Raw genomic sequence first — 13,673 nt, 5'->3', positions numbered from 1 at the left:
GATGTAAGGCGCAGCAGACCTCCCCCTGCGCCGGATATCGGGCCGGCCGGCCCGGCTATTCCGCCAGGTTGGCGTCGATATATTCGAAGTTGATATCCTCCCCGATGCCGGGCGCCTGCGAGAGCCAGACGAAGCCCTCCTCGTCCATGGGATCGGGAATGGAGTTCAGATATTCCGGGCACGCATCGTAATCGAGGAATGGATGGAGCAGGCCGCGCTCATACCAGCGGCATTCTTGGTGCGGCCGAGACGATCGAGGTTCGGCGCACCATTCCCGTGGATTTCGCAATTCATGCCGAAGCTCTCGGCCAGATGCATGGTCTTGATCGCCGGGGTGATGCCGCCGACATCCTCCACGCCGGTGCGCAGGATGTCGCAGGCTCCCGCCTTGATCCACTCGGCGCGGTGCTTGTACTTGCCGCCCATGGATTCCGGCCCGATGACGGGGATCTTCAGTTCCGCGGCGAGCCACGCATAGGACGACATGGACTGCTCGTCCATCACCTCCTCGATCCAGTCGAAACCGAGCTTTTCCAACCCTTTGCCGAGTTCCAGAGCTTCGGTGCGGGTATACCAATGGAAGGCGTCGATCATCAGATGGATGTCCTGGGTCCGACGGCTTCGCGAACGCCGCGCAGGCCTTCAGGTCCATCTCGACGTTCGGCGACCAGCTCACCGGCGGCATCCAGGTGTGGAGCTTGATGGCCTGATAGCCGCGCGCGACCAGTTTCTCGGCAAACGGCCGTAATCCTCCGGCGTCGCCAGGCCGCCTTCCAGTTCGTCGCCGCACATGATCGAGCCGTAGGCGGGATCCTTGTCTCGCTAGGACCCGACGATCTTGTAGACCGGTGCCCGGAGCAGATGCCCGGCGAGATCCCAGAGGGCGCAGTCAACGATGGCGAGCGTGCGGTCGCTGAGCTGCCCGCCGCTGCCGCGCTGCCAGTGAGCGAGATCCTGCCAGAGCATTTCCCGCGCGAGCGCGTCCTGGTTCAGCACGACGGGGCGGATGAAGCGGTCGAGCAGATGCGGCCGAAGCTGTTCCGGGCTGCCGAATGCATGGCCTTTCGTGCCGTCCTCGCAGGTGAGCGTCAGCAGGGATTTTTTCACCCGGCGCGCCGGCCCCGGATGCGCATGCCCGTCGCTGTCGAGCTCCTCGTGCGTCGTATACCAGAAGGTCCGGACGCTGGCATCGATGATCTACTCACTTGTCAGCTTGGAGGCGACGTAGTCAGCCTGCATCGCCGAGACATCAGACTACATGACCCATGTAATATGACAACGCTAAGTCATCGTTGAGAGTGCGTCAAGACCGGAAAAACGCAATGAGAGACCGCCGCCCTGCGAAGGATGCGCGCTATTTCACCGATCTTCATGTTACGGAAAGCGATTCGCCATGTTTCGATTGCACTCGCGCGGCAATCTGCAGTATGACAAGTGGCACACGCAGTCAGCTAGGTTATCAAGAAGTGGAGGAGAGCGGATGAGGGATTTGATCGAGCAGGAAAGCGACAACGACCTAGTCGATCTCGTCGGCCATTCGCTCGTCATGCAGATCGTCACGGCGCTCCGGCGCGACATCGAGCGTGGAACGGTCAAGCCGGGCGACAAGCTGCCGAGCGAGAACGAACTGACGCGGCTTCATTCGGTCAGCCGCGCCGTCATTCGCGAGGCCGTCGCCATCCTCCGCTCGGAAGGGATGCTGGAAGCGCGCCGTGGCGTCGGCGTTTTCGTCGTCGATGCCGAACAGCGGGGCCAGCCTTTCAGCGGCCTGTCTCTGGAGCGGATTTCCTCGGTTATCGAGCTTCTGGAATTGCGCGCCGCCTGCGAAACCGAGGCGGCCGCTCTGGCCGCGGCACGCCGCTCGCCGGCGCAACTGGAGGCGATCCTCGAACTGCACCGCAAGATCGGCGCCAATCTCGAAAAAGGCCTTTCGACCCGAGAGGCCGATTTCGCGCTTCATCTGGCGATCGCCGATGCCACCCAGAACCGCCGTTTTTCCGAACTCCTCCGGCTCATCAAGCCGGGTATCATCATGAACCGCGACCTTCAGGGCGGCCGCCATCCCGATGCGCTGCCGCCGAACCGCCATCTGCAGGAAGAGCACGGCCTGATCGTCAATGCCATCTTTGCGGGCAAGCCTGCGGAAGCGCGTGAAGCCATGAGGGCGCATCTGCAGGGAAGCCTCAGCCGCTACAAGACCCTGCTGATCGAACGGGTTTCCGACCCCATCCGGCCGGCTGCAGGCCGCCTCGATCACGGCGGCTGACGCCGGCACACAACGGCAAGCCATCCCTGAAAATATCGAACCTGCGGCTCATCCCGGAGAATGCCCATGCACCCACAGCTTCGCCAGCCGACGCGTTTCCTTTCCCGCGACGAAGTCACCGCTCTGATCAGGCGCCTGACCGACAACCTCGTCAACATAAGGGACGAGACGGGCGAGTTCCTCCTGCGCCTCGAAGACGGACGCGTCATCGACACCAAGGGCTGGGCCGGCTGGGAATGGACGCACGGCATAGGCCTCTACGGGCTCTATAAATTCTGGCAGCTGACCGGCGACACAGCGACGCTGGACATCATCACCGAATGGTTCGACGCGCGCCTGAAGGAAGGCACGCCCACCAAGAACATCAACACCGTGGCGCCGTTTCTGACCCTCGCCTGCCTCTACGAACGAAACCCCTCGCCGGCATGGGCGGCCTATCTCGAAACCTGGGCGGAATGGGTGATGCACGACCTGCCCCGCACCCGGGAGGGCGGTTTCCAGCACATCGTCTACAATTCCTTCAACGACCAGCAGATGTGGGACGACACGCTGATGATGAGCGTCCTGCCGCTCGCCAAGATCGGCCTCGTGCTCGGCCGGCCGGACTATGTGGAGGAAGCGAAATACCAGTTCCTCGTTCATGCGCAATATCTGGCGGATCGCAAATCCGGCCTCTGGTTTCACGGCTGGACCTTTGACGGCAACCACAATTTCGCGTCCGCGCTCTGGGCGCGCGGCAATTCCTGGATCACGGTCGCCATCCCGGAATTCATCGAACTTGTCGATCTGCGGGAGGGCGATCCGCTGCGCCGCCACCTGCTCTCCGCGCTTGAGCGGCAGGCGGCCGCCCTGAAAGCCTGCCAGCATCCGTCCGGCCTCTGGCATACCCTGCTCGACGATCCCGACAGCTATCTTGAGGCTTCCGCCACGGCGGGATTCGGATACGGGCTGATGAAAGCCGTGAGGAAACGCTATCTGCCCTCGGAATACCTCGAGACCGCCGAACGCGCCGTGAAGGCCGTGGTCGCCAATATCGACCGGAACGGTGAACTGAAGCAGGTCTCCTTCGGCACGGCGATGGGCGACACGCTCGACTACTATCGCAATATCAAGCTGACATCGATGCCCTATGGTCAGGCCATGGCGATGCTCTGCCTTTCCGAACTGTTGCGCGCCTATATCTAGGCCGCAGCCCTCGCAAGCTCGTCGATATTCGCAAGATCGAGCGGCCGTTTGCCGTCTTCGATCTCGTGGATCATCTCGATTAGACGGGCAGTCATAGGCGTCGGCACACGCGATTCCCGGCCGATCTCGACGACCGGCAGCAACTGCGCGTCGACCTCCGTCCGGCGTTTGCGGATCGCCAGATCCCGCCAGATTCCGGTATGGGATTTCACAGACTGGCGGTTATGCGCGACCATCTCGTCGAAGGATGCCTTCGTCTGCTCCGGCGTGGCCAGCGGACCGAAGGCCGCGGGATCGAAACCGTCGAAGGCTTCCGGCCTGACATTGTTGATGGCGGCGACCGTCGCCACTTCCAGCGCGAGCCTGCGCAGGACCGGCCGAGCGGCCGGATTGCCGAGCACGTCCGCGATACTGTCATTGGTGAGTGCCGTGCCGAACAGCAATGCGCCGTAGATCAGCTTGCCCCAGAGGAAGCCCCATATGTTGTTGGTGATCAACGCCTTCGGTTCGAGATGCCTCATCAACTGGTAGATATCTTCGGCGCGGTCCGTGAACCGCCCGTCGAGCTCGCCGATGACGACCGCGCCGCGGCCGCTATACTGAACGACGCCCGGCTCCAGATAATCCGCGCCGAAATTGACGAAGCAGCCGATGACGCGATGGTCGCCGGCAATGCGGGCGATCACCCTCTCGTTCAGTCCGTTCTGGGCCGAGACGACGTAGCCGTCGGCGGCGAGATGCCGGACGAGCGCCTTTGCCGCCTCTTCCGTGTGATGGGCTTTGACGCATAGGAAGGTGCGCTGATACTCGCCCTCGACCTCCTCCGGCAGGCAGGCTTTCGCCCTCACCACCTCCTCGAAGACCGGCCCGACGATCTTCAGGCCTTTCCCGTTGATCGCGTCCACATGCTCCCGGGCGCTGTCGACGAAGATCACCTCTTCGCCTGCCCGGATGAGGGCGGCGCCAAGCGTTCCGCCGATCGCGCCGGCGCCCCAGATCAGGATCGGTTGGCTCATGCCCAAGCTCCTCCAGCAATGCGCGCGGCTCGTGATCGCTGCCGATCTGCGCAGCTACGAGGGTTATCCCGCACCCTGTAGTCGGGTCAAGCGGGTCGCCGCGAGAGGCTGCCGGATTGCCGAAATTCGAACGAAGCGGACGAAATATAGCGCTTTTCGGCAACGCCCGAGCTTGCGATATTGCGCAGGAAATTCCCTGCGGTATCGAGACCCCATGGCCTATATCATTACCGAACCCTGCATCGACGTGAAGGACGGCGCCTGCACCCAGGCCTGTCCCGTCGATTGCATCTACGAGGGCGGGCGGATGTTCTACATCCACCCGGACGAATGCATCAATTGCGGCCTCTGTCTTTCCATCTGTCCCGTCGATGCGATCGCCTATGACGAAGAGGCCACGGAGGCCCAGACGGCCTTCATTCCGGTGAACCGGGATTATTTCGGGCCGGCGGTCACCGGCCTCGGCTCTCCCGGCGGCTGGGACAAGAGCCGCACGCGCGCCGTCGACCATCCGTCCGTCGCCGCAGTTCCCGTCAGGGCGGCAGCACCCTCACATTAGCTTTTCGCCCAGCCCGAGTAATAGGCGCGGGTGGCGGCGATGAGCTTGCCGCAACGCTCCCGTTCCGCCGTCAGCCGCGGCAGGTCGGCTTTCGCCTGTGCCACGAGATCCCTGCGCGCCGCATCGAAATCGACCGTCAGGAGCTTGCCGTCCCGCATGACAGGACGGCCGGCGACATACAACCCTCTGGCGCGGGCTGCCGACATGCGGGTCAGCAACACCTCCGCCTCGTCGAGATCATCGAAAAGGCTGTCCTCGATCAGCCCGGCGTAATCCACCACCGCGAAATCCTGATCCAGCGGCGCATTGACCACGACCGAACCGGTCTGGATCGCGGCATCGAAGATCGCCGCGGCGGTGAAATCCCTCGTCAGCCCGCGCCCGCCATGGAGGAAATAGAGAAGGCGCATTTCCCGCCAGAGGTCCTGGTCGTCGTCGAAGGCGCTGCCGTCGAGGCCGATGCCGAAGCGAAGGCCGCTCCGGGCGGCGTCCGCCAGGGGCGCGACGCCGGAGCGCAGGCGCAGGTTGGCGGAAGGGTTTGAGACGAGCTGGACGCCGCGCTCCGCCAGCAATTCGTACTCCTCCGGCCGGAGCTGCACGCCATGCGCCACGGCAAGCCGCGGCGAGAGGAAACCGATCTCGTCCAAATGCCGGACTATCCCTCGCGGAAAGCGGCGGTCGAGCCACAGCCGCTGCCGCGGGCTTTCCAGAAGATGCATGTGTATCCGCCGGCCTTTGGCTGCGGATGCCTCGGCGATCGCCTCGAGCAACGCATCGGAACACCATTGCGGCCCGACCGGACCATATTGAACGTCCACCAACGGATTGGCGTTAGCCGCGGCAACGGCATCCACCGCCGCCATCTGCTCCCGGAAGGGAGCATAACGGGGAGCGGTCGGCGACAGCGCCTCCCAGTCCGCGGGACCGAGGAACGGCCTCAGCCTTTCCGGGCCGCCGCCATAGGCCCAGGCATCGTGATCAAGCAGCGGACAGGAAAGACCGACGCGAATGCCGACCTCGCCCGCTGTGCGGATCACCTGCAGAGCCTCGTCCACCAGCCGCGCCGCGTTCAGCGAATTGTGGCAGTGGATCGTCGCGCCGATCCCCGTTTTCGCCAGCCGCGCAAAGGCGACCAGCGTCTCCAGATAGGGATCGGTGCGGGGCCTCAGCCGCATCGTCGGTATCCAGGCCTCCAGCGCATCGTCGACGCTGCCGAAATCGAGCGTCCGGATGCCGTAGCCATGATCATGGGCGTTGACCGGCATGGGCAGGATCAGATCGCCGGAAGCAAGTGGAATGTCCGCCGCAGCCGCAGGCAGGGCTGCGAGCGCCGCCTCGCTGCGGAACGCCTTTTCGTGTCCCGGCCGGGGCAGGAAGCGTATGTCCCCCTTTGCCGTCAACGTTTTATCACCTCCGCGATCTGTTCGGCGAATTTGCCGAGATCGGCGCTCATGGCCTCGATCACCGCCTCGGTGGCATGGGTGAGCTGCCTCTGGCGCGGCGCCACGATGCCGACTTCCATGTTCTGCAGGCGGGAGCCGGCGATCGGCAGCGCCACCACGTCGCCTGCCTTCAGCTCCTTCAGCAGGCCGAGCGGCGTGAAGAAGGCCACCCCTTCCCCCGAAAGGATCAGCGGTTTCAACATCATCTGGTTGTTTGTGGCGACGAAGGTGCGTCCCACACGGTCCAGCGAGGCGAGTTCGACGGCGATCATCGAACTCATCACCTCGTTGTCGAGCTGCAGCAGCAGCTTGAACTGCGCGCATTCCTGCAAGGTGGCGCTCTTCTGCCGGGCGAGCGGATGATGGCGCGCGACTATCACCATCAGCGGCATGCGCACGCCGTAGACGAGCTTGATGTCGTGCGGCCGCGCCAGATCGAAGGTGATGCCGATGTCGCAATCCCCGTCGGCGACGAAATGAAAGATGTTGTTGAAATTGTCCGCCCGGATGCGGAAGTCGACCGCCGGGTTCTTCTGGTGGAAACCCGCGACGAATTCCGGCAGGAACTGCACCGCAAGACTGTCGAGACAGGCGATATGGACGCGCCCCGTCCGCTTGCCCAGAAGGTCGCCGAGATCGGACTTCATGATCTCGTAGTGCTGCATGGTCTCCTTGGCATGTTTCAGCACCACCTTGCCGGCGGCAGTCAGCCGCAGGCCGTCGGAAAAGCGCTCGAACAGCGGCATGCCGAGCTCGTCCTCCAGCTTGCGGATCTGCCGGCTGACGGCGGAGGTCGCCACGTGCAGTTCCTCGGACGCCTTCCGGATCGAACCGGAGCGAGCGACTTCTATGAAATATTTCAGGATACTGGCGTGCATGAACATCCCCCGATCCTGAAACTCATATCATGCTCAGCGACCTCGCCAAACGGGTGCCCGCTTCTCGCGGAACGCCGTCACGCCCTCGACCGCATCCTCGCTCTGCAACGCCCGGATCAGCGCCGGCGTGCGCAACCCCTGCGCTTCGGCGGGGCTCAAATGACCGGTGCGGTTCACCGTCTGTTTGATAGCCTTCAGGGAAAGGGGAGCGCAGGCGACGATCTCGCCCACCCACCGGTCCACGGCCGCGTCGAGTTCGTCATAGGGCACCGTCTCGTTGACGATGCCGAAGCCCTGCATCTCGGCCGCGGTGAACTGCCGGCCGGTCAGCATCACCGCCATCGCCTGGTTATGGGCGATTTTCCGCTGCAGCAGCACCATGCCGCCGTCGAGCGGCATGCGGCCGACGCGGGCCTCCGGCAGGCCGAACCTCGCCGTATCCGCCGCAATCACGATATCGCAGCCGAGTACCATCTCGAAACCGCCGCCGAGCGCGTAGCCATTGACGCGGGCGATCACCGGCACGTCGAGCGACTTGCGGAAGGCGAGGCCCCCGAAACCGTTGGCGCGGCTTTCCGCCCAATATTCCAGCCCCGTCTTCGTACCGCTGCCCTTGAGATCGGCGCCGGTGCAGAAGGCCTTCTGGCCCGCACCGGTCAGCACCACGCAACTGATGTCGTCGCGGGCCTCGATCTCCAGCCAGATGGCTTCGAGCTCCCGCTCGGTCTCGGCGTCCACGGCATTCATCCGCTCCGGACGGTCGAGCGTGACGCGCGCCACCCGGTTCTCGACGGAAAACCCGACGGTCATGCCGCATCTCCGCGCGTCGCTTCCAGCGATCGGGCTTCCAGCGAAGTGAGGATCTCGTCATTGTGCTGGCCGAGCCGGGGCGGCGGGATGCGGACCGAAACCGGCGCCGACGACATGTCGATCGGCGACCCGATCAGCCGGATCGGTCCTGCCGCCGTCTCGCCGGCCTCCAGGATCATCTTGTTGATGATCGTCTGCTCGTCTTCCAGCGCCTCCGCGAGGTTGCGGACCGGTGCGCAGAGGATATCCACCTCTTCCAGCCGCTTCAGCCAATGCGCGGTGCTGTTCTTGGCGAAATTCTCGCGGAAGATCGCCTGCAGCTCCGGCCGGTGCGCCATCTGGGCATCGAAATCCTTGTAGCGCGGCTGCTGGGAGAGGTCCTCGATCTCCAGCGCGTTGCAGATGTCCTGAAGCGGGTTCTGCTTGAAGGCGCCGACCATGACGATCGCGCCGTCCGTGGTGTCGAACACGCCGGTGAGCGGGAAGGCGCCCCAGTTCAGGTCCTTCCCGCGCATCATGTGCGCGGCACCTTCCTGCATCTGCATCGCCAGCATGGAGTTGTAGAGACTGACGGCCACCTGCTGGCCTTCGCCTGTCTTTTCCCGGTGCAGCAGTGCCAGCAGGATGCCCTGCACGAGATGCATGCCGGCGGAATAGTCGGCAAGCGGCGTCGCGTAGATCGAGGTCGGATGGGTATCGTCCGACTTGCGGCGCATGACGCCCGAAAGCGCCTGGGCGAGGATGTCCTGGCCGCCCTTGTGCTGGTAGGGGCCGGTGAGGCCGAAACCGGTGCCCACCGCATAGATCAGCCGCTTGTTGATCTTCTTCAGGTCCTCGTAGCCGAAGCCCATCCGCTCCATGACGCCGGGGCGGAAATTGTTGACGACCACGTCGGCGCCTTCGATCAGCGTCAGCACGGCCTCACGCGCTTCCTTGAGCTTGAGGTCGAGCGCCAGGCTCTTCTTGTTGCGGTTCAGCGAGCAGAAGACGGGGTTGTTGAGCCCGTCCGGATCGGAGCCGAGCGACCACCGCGAAAGATCGCCGATCCGGCTCTTTTCGATCTTGATGACCTCCGCGCCGTAGTCGGCGAGCGTCTGGGTGCAGCAGGGGCCGAGCATGACCTGCGTGAAATCGATCACGCGGATGCCGTCGAGTGGGAGAGAAGTCATTCTGCAGCCTCAAGGAATGTTGCATTTTCGGAGGGGATGTCGCCGGGATCGGCGCCCTGTGCCCGCATCTGTTTCCGGACCTTGGCGATATCGGCGTTCCTGACCGTCGTTCCCGCATTGAGCGCGACGACGGCGGCAACGCCCGCTGCCTCGCCCATGGCCATGCAGGGCGGGATCTCGCGGCTCGATTTCTGCGCCTGCGGCGTCGCCGAATAGTGCCGGCCGGCGACGATGAGCTGGTCCACCTCCCGCGGTAGCATCGACCGGTAGGGCGTGTAATAATCGCGGCCGCGGCAGACGGTGTCGGCAAAGTGGATGCGGTTCATCACGTCGTCCTTGGTCACGACGTATTCGCCTTCCAGGAGACGGGTCTGGCGCACGCCGGTCTGCGGCGCGAAATCCACCACATAGGCCTTTTCAAAACCCGGCATCCTTTCCCGGGCGAAATCGAGCAGCCTGCCGATGCGGGCGCGGCCTTCGAACTCCGCCTTCGTCAGATCCTCGGTCCTGAGGCCGGAGAGGTTCGGCATGTGCGGGCAGTTGAGCCACACCACGCCCGGCAGCGGCGTCTTCAGCCACCAGAAGGACCAGCAGCCGCCGATCAGGCGCTTCGCCTCGTGATCGAGTTTCTTGAAGGCTTCCGGCTCCTCGAATTCGAAGCGCTCGGCAGCGTCCGTGTCGACCCCGCCCCAGCGGGAGACGGTCGTCAGGATGAAGTTCGATTCCACATGCGAGGCGCCGGCCGAGGCCGCCACGTCGAGATCGCCGGTCGTATCGATCACGACATCGCCGAGGATCGCCTCCAGTCCCGGTTTCGTCTGGCAGACGACGCCCTTGATGGTCTTGCCATCCATGATGGCGGAGGAAAACCAGCTGTGCGTCCTGAGCTTCACGCCCGCTTCGGAAAGCATGTCGTAGGAAGCCCGCTTGAAACCGTCCGGATCGAAGGCGGCCGAGAAGCAGATCGGGTGCGGCATGGATTGCGTGTGGAAATCGAACAGGCCCCAGCGCGCCCATCGCCGCCAGGCCTCCGGCGTCTCCCGGATGTCGAGCTCGCGGTCGCGTCCGGTCGGCGTGACGCAGAGATCCCATTTCTTCATCCGCTCGATCATCTCCATGCAGATGCCCTGCACGGTGATCTCCAGGCCGTTGATCATGTCGTCGAGCACCAGCACCATGCCGCCGGCGGCAAGCCCGCCCACATAGGGATAGCGTTCCAGAAGGGTCACCTTGGCGCCGTTGCGGGCCGCCGAAACCGCCGCCGATATTCCGGCCGGCCCGCCGCCGACCACGACCACATCGGATCGGTCGACCACCACGGCGTCGCGCGCCGCCTGAATGATTGTCTGCTGCATGTTCAAAACTCCCAGAGAGCTCGGGCTCAGTGCGTGCCGGCCGGCTTCCACCGGACCATCTTCGCTTCGATCACCGAGACGATGAAGAAGAGGACGACGGCAAGTGCGGCGGCGACCACGACCGTTGCGTAGAGCAGCGGCGAGCGGAAATTGTAGGTGGCCTCGATGATGAGGGCGCCGAGACCGAAGCTCGAACCGATCCATTCGGCGACGATGGCGCCCATGACGCTGCTGGTCGCGGCGATCTTCAACGCCGCGAAGAGAAACGGCATGGAGCTCGGCAGCCGGACCTTCCAGAGGATCTCGGTATTGCTGGCCGAAAGAACCCGCATCAGATCGAGCATGGCCGGGCTCGCGGATTTCAGGCCCTGCACCATGTTGACCAGCGTCGGGAAGAAGCAGATCAGGCCGGCGATGATGATCTTCGGCGCAAGTCCGTTCCCGAAGATCAGGACCAGGATCGGCGCGAGCGCGATGATCGGGATCGCCTTGATGAACACGGCGATCGGATAGAAGGCCTTTTCCGCGGTCGAACTGTGCACGAACCAGATCGCCAGAAGGATGGCGACGAGATTGCCGAAGACGAAACCGAGGATCGTTTCGAGCACCGTCGGCAGAAGGTTGGCCCAGAGCATTCCGGCATTGTCGCGGAAGGCGAAGAAGACGTCGACCGGGCTCGGCGCCATGAAGGTCGGGATCGCGAAGAACCAGACCACGAACTGCCACAGGACCACCAGGCCGATCGCGGCAAGGATCGCCGGCATGTGCCTCGCGAAGACGCCGGCCGTCGCATCGAGGAGTGCGATCTTGCGGTCCGGCAGAGCCTCGGCCTTCCTGGAAGAAACGACGTGGCTCATAGGCACTCCTCCAGGCGGGCGCGCAAATGCGCGGTGACGCCGATGAATTCCACCGTGTCGCGCACCGAAAGCGAGCGGGGAAAGGGAAGATCGACCTTGGTGAACTCCTTGACGCGGCCGGGATGGGCCTGGAGCATCAGCACCTTCTGGCCGAGGAAGGCCGCCTCCGGGATGGAATGGGTGACGAACAGGATCGTCGTCCCCGTCTCCTGCCAGACGCGCAGCAGTTCCTCGTTCAGCCGGTCGCGGGTGATCTCGTCGAGCGCTCCGAAAGGCTCGTCCATCAGCAGGATGCGCGGCCGGGTGATGAGCGCGCGGGCGATCGCCACGCGCTGGCGCATCCCTCCCGAAAGCTCGTGCGGCAGCGCCTTCTCCCGCCCCTTCAGCCCCACCATTTCAAGAAGGGCATGCGGATCGGCATGGTCGCCGGTCTCCGACCGCCTGCCGACTTCCAGCGGCAGACAGATATTGTCGAGGACGGTCCGCCAGGGAAGCAGCGTCGCATCCTGGAAGACGAAGGCGAAATCCCGCCCCTCGCGCGCCTCCCGCGGGCTGCGCCCGAAGACGGAGATCGAGCCCTCGCTGATATGGACGAGGTCGGCGATGCACCTGAGAAGGGTCGATTTCCCGCAGCCCGACGGCCCCAGCATGGTCACGAAGGCGCCTTCCGGAATATCCACGGAAATATCGGAAAGCGCCGTGAATTCGTTGCTCCTGTCGCCGAACCGGACGTGCAGGTTCCGGACCGACACCGCCGGAGCGGCCGGTTCGGGCACCGGGACATTCGGCTTCAACTTCACCGCTCCCTGCATGACGGTCACCCCACCTGTTTGCGGACGTCGGACGTGGCTTCGAGGATCGTGAAATCCGCGACGTCGTCCACCGTCGGAACGGTGCCCTTGAACTGTCCGAGATCGGCATAGGCCTTGATCTGGGCAGCCCAGTTCTCGCGCGACATCGTACCCCAGCCGGCAGCCTTGGTGGTGTCGCCGAAGGAGAAGTCGACGCAAGGGCCGACCGCCCTCAGTTCGCTCGGCTTGTCGAGGTTCGGATAGGCGCCGCAGAGATATTCCACGGCCTCCTGCTGGTTGTCGCGGACATAGCCCCAGCCCTTGGCGGCTGCGCGCGTGAAGCGTTGAAGGACATCGGCATGTTCGCCGATCTGCTGGTCGGTCGTGTAATAGACGTTGGCATAGAGCTGCAGGCCGCTGTCCCACAGCATCATGTCGATGCGGTTGTCGCCGAGCACGTCGAGCGCATTGACGTTGGTGAGCCAGCCGGTGACCGCATCGGCCTGGCCGGTGAGGAGCTGGTTCATGTCCGAGCCCATGTTGACCATCTTCACCTGGTCCTCGGCGATACCGTTCCTGGCAAGCAGGGCGCGCAGCAGGATGAAGGCGGTCGGCTGGGTGGCGATCGTCTTGCCGATCATGTCCTTCGGCTCGCGGATCGGTTTGTCCTTCAGCGAGAAATAGGTGAACGGATGCTTCTGGTATCCGGACAGGAACGCCTTGACGGGCATGCCCGCCGACCGCGCCAGCATGACCGAAGGGCTCGACGAGATCTGGCCGATGGCGGACTGGCCGGACGCGACGCCCGCCACGCCGTCGACGCTCGGTCCGCCGGGCACGATCTCGAATTCGATACCCTCCTCCTCGAAGAAGCCTTTCTTCACCGCCGTCACCTCGCCCAGCACGCCGTTCGAGGCGAGCCAGCCGAGCTGCATCCTGACCTTGGCCACGTCCTTGGCGAGGCCCGCCCTGATGCCGACGAAACTGGAGGCTGCGGCGAGGCCGCCGAGCGCAGCCGTCCGGGTCATGAAACGCCGGCGATTCATCATCAAATTGGACATCTTGTTCCCCTTGTTCTGCTCCGACACCGGATGTGCCGGCTTGGCTGCGCCCGGTCTCGATCGCCGGATTGAGGGGAGGATGGCGCAATGTGGCGTTCTAATAAAGAACAATATTTCGTATCTCTCGTTGCCGATAAGGCAACGCCATTGCCGACAGCGAGACGTCCTGACCCATCCGGCCGCAGCACGAATGTCCGCGGCGGAGGGGTCTCCGCCACGGCCTGGTCCATCGGGATGGGCAGGCAGTAGGTATCGGGTTGTATGGGTGTCAGGCTTGTCCGCCT

Annotated in this window: 12 protein-coding genes and 1 pseudogene; 3 read left to right on the top strand and 10 right to left on the bottom strand. The window is 64.1% G+C overall.

Features of this window, described 5'->3' with window-relative positions; genetic code table 11:
• Positions 1–55 precede the first annotated feature (55 nt).
• Positions 56–1,197: pseudogene (locus QTA58_RS13215) on the bottom strand (enolase C-terminal domain-like protein).
• Between the two features lie 283 nt (positions 1,198–1,480).
• On the opposite strand from QTA58_RS13215, the gene QTA58_RS13210 reads away from it, so the two are divergent.
• Positions 1,481–2,266 carry a FadR/GntR family transcriptional regulator gene (locus QTA58_RS13210; protein ID WP_289669185.1) on the top strand — a complete coding sequence of 262 codons (786 nt, stop codon included), beginning with the start codon at positions 1,481–1,483 and terminating at the stop codon, positions 2,264–2,266.
• A 66-nt stretch (positions 2,267–2,332) separates the two neighbouring features.
• Complete coding sequence (locus QTA58_RS13205) at positions 2,333–3,451, top strand: glycoside hydrolase family 88 protein (RefSeq protein ID WP_289669184.1); 1,119 nt, start codon at positions 2,333–2,335, stop codon at positions 3,449–3,451.
• Here the strand turns inward: QTA58_RS13205 and QTA58_RS13200 are convergent.
• The gene (locus QTA58_RS13200) at positions 3,448–4,467 is read right to left on the bottom strand and encodes a 2-dehydropantoate 2-reductase (RefSeq protein WP_085420544.1); all 1,020 of its coding nucleotides are present in this window, start codon (positions 4,465–4,467) and stop codon (positions 3,448–3,450) included. The genes QTA58_RS13205 and QTA58_RS13200 overlap by 4 nt on opposite strands.
• A 214-nt stretch (positions 4,468–4,681) precedes the next feature.
• Here QTA58_RS13200 and fdxA point away from each other — a divergent pair, with 214 nt between their 5' ends.
• The gene (gene fdxA, locus QTA58_RS13195; RefSeq protein ID WP_289669183.1) at positions 4,682–5,026 is read left to right on the top strand and encodes a ferredoxin; all 345 of its coding nucleotides are present in this window, start codon (positions 4,682–4,684) and stop codon (positions 5,024–5,026) included.
• On the opposite strand, the gene QTA58_RS13190 is transcribed toward fdxA, so the two are convergent.
• Genes QTA58_RS13190 through QTA58_RS13155 form a run of 8 tightly spaced genes read right to left on the bottom strand, consistent with a single transcriptional unit; the run spans position 5,023 to position 13,389 of the window.
• Positions 5,023–6,426 carry an amidohydrolase family protein gene (locus tag QTA58_RS13190; RefSeq protein ID WP_289669182.1) on the bottom strand — a complete coding sequence of 468 codons (1,404 nt, stop codon included), beginning with the start codon at positions 6,424–6,426 and terminating at the stop codon, positions 5,023–5,025. The genes fdxA and QTA58_RS13190 overlap by 4 nt on opposite strands.
• Complete coding sequence (locus QTA58_RS13185; RefSeq protein ID WP_085420547.1) at positions 6,423–7,346, bottom strand: LysR family transcriptional regulator; 924 nt, start codon at positions 7,344–7,346, stop codon at positions 6,423–6,425. Before QTA58_RS13185 ends, QTA58_RS13190 begins: the two co-directional genes overlap by 4 nt.
• Before the next feature lie 33 nt (positions 7,347–7,379).
• Positions 7,380–8,156: an enoyl-CoA hydratase-related protein gene (locus QTA58_RS13180; RefSeq protein ID WP_289669181.1), complete on the bottom strand. Its 777-nt coding sequence runs from the start codon at positions 8,154–8,156 to the stop codon at positions 7,380–7,382.
• The gene (locus QTA58_RS13175) at positions 8,153–9,325 is read right to left on the bottom strand and encodes a CoA transferase (protein ID WP_289669180.1); all 1,173 of its coding nucleotides are present in this window, start codon (positions 9,323–9,325) and stop codon (positions 8,153–8,155) included. The genes QTA58_RS13180 and QTA58_RS13175 overlap by 4 nt, the downstream gene beginning before the upstream one ends.
• Entirely contained in the window at positions 9,322–10,680 is a 1,359-nt protein-coding gene (locus tag QTA58_RS13170; RefSeq protein ID WP_289669179.1) for an FAD-dependent oxidoreductase, read from the bottom strand. The genes QTA58_RS13175 and QTA58_RS13170 overlap by 4 nt, the downstream gene beginning before the upstream one ends.
• A 26-nt stretch (positions 10,681–10,706) precedes the next feature.
• A complete protein-coding gene (locus tag QTA58_RS13165) occupies positions 10,707–11,537 on the bottom strand; it encodes an ABC transporter permease (RefSeq protein ID WP_085420551.1) in 831 nt (276 codons plus the stop codon).
• The gene (locus tag QTA58_RS13160) at positions 11,534–12,349 is read right to left on the bottom strand and encodes an ABC transporter ATP-binding protein (protein ID WP_085420812.1); all 816 of its coding nucleotides are present in this window, start codon (positions 12,347–12,349) and stop codon (positions 11,534–11,536) included. Before QTA58_RS13160 ends, QTA58_RS13165 begins: the two co-directional genes overlap by 4 nt.
• A 5-nt stretch (positions 12,350–12,354) precedes the next feature.
• Positions 12,355–13,389 carry an ABC transporter substrate-binding protein gene (locus QTA58_RS13155; protein ID WP_289669178.1) on the bottom strand — a complete coding sequence of 345 codons (1,035 nt, stop codon included), beginning with the start codon at positions 13,387–13,389 and terminating at the stop codon, positions 12,355–12,357.
• Positions 13,390–13,673 lie beyond the last annotated feature (284 nt).

Origin of the sequence: Neorhizobium sp. CSC1952, from assembly GCF_030378245.1 — a bacterium.
Lineage (GTDB): Bacteria > Pseudomonadota > Alphaproteobacteria > Rhizobiales > Rhizobiaceae > Neorhizobium > Neorhizobium oryzae_A.
This window is presented reverse-complemented; position numbering and strand designations above follow the sequence as displayed.

Excerpts from the sequence above, each read along its gene's own strand:
- QTA58_RS13210 (WP_289669185.1), top strand. The coding sequence starts at position 1,481 with ATGAGGGATTTGATCGAGCAGGAAAGCGACAACGACCTAGTCGATCTC.
- QTA58_RS13205 (WP_289669184.1), top strand. The coding sequence starts at position 2,333 with ATGCACCCACAGCTTCGCCAGCCGACGCGTTTCCTTTCCCGCGACGAA.
- QTA58_RS13200 (WP_085420544.1), bottom strand. The coding sequence starts at position 4,467 with ATGAGCCAACCGATCCTGATCTGGGGCGCCGGCGCGATCGGCGGAACG.
- fdxA (WP_289669183.1), top strand. The coding sequence starts at position 4,682 with ATGGCCTATATCATTACCGAACCCTGCATCGACGTGAAGGACGGCGCC.
- QTA58_RS13185 (WP_085420547.1), bottom strand. The coding sequence starts at position 7,346 with ATGCACGCCAGTATCCTGAAATATTTCATAGAAGTCGCTCGCTCCGGT.
- QTA58_RS13180 (WP_289669181.1), bottom strand. The coding sequence starts at position 8,156 with ATGACCGTCGGGTTTTCCGTCGAGAACCGGGTGGCGCGCGTCACGCTC.
- QTA58_RS13175 (WP_289669180.1), bottom strand. The coding sequence starts at position 9,325 with ATGACTTCTCTCCCACTCGACGGCATCCGCGTGATCGATTTCACGCAG.
- QTA58_RS13170 (WP_289669179.1), bottom strand. The coding sequence starts at position 10,680 with ATGCAGCAGACAATCATTCAGGCGGCGCGCGACGCCGTGGTGGTCGAC.
- QTA58_RS13165 (WP_085420551.1), bottom strand. The coding sequence starts at position 11,537 with ATGAGCCACGTCGTTTCTTCCAGGAAGGCCGAGGCTCTGCCGGACCGC.
- QTA58_RS13160 (WP_085420812.1), bottom strand. The coding sequence starts at position 12,349 with ATGCAGGGAGCGGTGAAGTTGAAGCCGAATGTCCCGGTGCCCGAACCG.
- QTA58_RS13155 (WP_289669178.1), bottom strand. The coding sequence starts at position 13,389 with ATGTCCAATTTGATGATGAATCGCCGGCGTTTCATGACCCGGACGGCT.